1 protein-coding gene is annotated in these 861 nt (G+C 41.1%); it reads left to right on the top strand.

Going from position 1 to position 861, the window contains the following annotated elements; translation table 11 throughout:
• Nucleotides 1-861: putative Ig domain-containing protein (locus HMPREF2580_RS03960; RefSeq protein WP_176747465.1), on the top strand; the 861-nt coding region annotated here is incomplete at both ends.

Below are 861 nucleotides of genomic sequence, written 5' to 3'. Positions count from 1 at the left end.
TATCCAATCACAGTAACGACGACAGACGCATCAGGGAATAAGACAGAAACAAAATTCACAATCGAAGTTGTAGATAAAACAGCGCCGACGGTGACAGCTATCAAAGATCAAATCCAAGAAGTGAATACGCCGATTGATTCAATAACAGTTGAAGCAACAGATAATAGTGGCCAAGCTGTGACAAACAAAGTAAGTGGTCTACCGTCTGGAGTAAGTTTCAATAGTGCCACAAACACAATTAGTGGCACTCCAACGAAAGTGGGCAGCTATCCAATCACTGTAACGACAAGGGATGAATCAGGCAATGAAACGACAACAAACTTTATGATCAAAGTGGTAGACACAATAAATCCAGCGGTAACTTCTATTGCAGATCAAACCAAAGAGGTCAACACAGCTATTGATTCAATCAAGATAGAATCGAAAGATAATAGTGGTCAAGCCGTAACAAATAAAGTGAGTGGTTTACCAGTCGGCGTAAGTTTCGATAGTGAGACAAACATAATTAGTGGCACGCCAACGAAGGTAGGAAGTTACCCAATCACGGTGACAACGACAGATGCATCAGGAAATAAGACAGAAACAACATTTAATATCAAAGTTATAGACGAAACAGCGCCAACGGTTACATCTATCGCAAATCAAACCAAAGAGGTCAATACATCAATTGACTCAATCAAAATAGAAGCGACAGACAACAGTGGCCAATCTGTGACCAACAAAGTAAGTGGTCTACCGGCCGGCGTAAGTTTCGATAGTGAGACAAATACAATTAGCGGAACACCAACAAAAGTAGGCAGCTATCCAATCACGGTAACGACAACGGATGCCTCAGGAAATGAAACGGAAACGAAATTTACA

It is taken from the genome of Staphylococcus sp. HMSC036D05 (assembly GCF_001836225.1).
In the GTDB taxonomy this organism is placed as follows: Bacteria; Bacillota; Bacilli; order Staphylococcales; family Staphylococcaceae; genus Staphylococcus; species Staphylococcus caprae.
This window is presented reverse-complemented; position numbering and strand designations above follow the sequence as displayed.